The sequence below is a fragment of the Mycolicibacter arupensis genome (assembly GCF_002086515.1).
GTDB lineage: Bacteria > Actinomycetota > Actinomycetes > Mycobacteriales > Mycobacteriaceae > Mycobacterium > Mycobacterium arupense.
The window spans coordinates 1-210 of record NZ_MVHH01000154.1 but is presented as its reverse complement, the minus strand read 5'-3'; the positions used below and the strand labels follow the sequence as shown (position 1 = coordinate 210).

Sequence of the window (210 nt, the reverse complement as noted above, 5' to 3'; positions counted from 1 at the left end):
GTTCATCATGTCTTCGTCGGTGGTCCCGGGATGGGCGGCGATGAAGTACGGGATCAGGTACTGCTCCTTGCCGGCTTCCTTCGAGAACTTCTCGAACATCTGCTTGAAGCGGTCGTAGGTGCCGATCCCCGGCTTCATCATCTTGTCCAGCGGACCGCGCTCGGTGTGCTCCGGGGCGATCTTCAGGTAGCCGCCGACGTGGTGGGTCAC

1 protein-coding gene is annotated in these 210 nt (G+C 61.4%); it reads right to left on the bottom strand.

Translation table 11 applies throughout. From position 1 onward, the window contains the following. Positions 1-210: hypothetical protein (locus BST15_RS21130; protein WP_133053218.1), on the bottom strand; the 210-nt coding region annotated here is incomplete at both ends.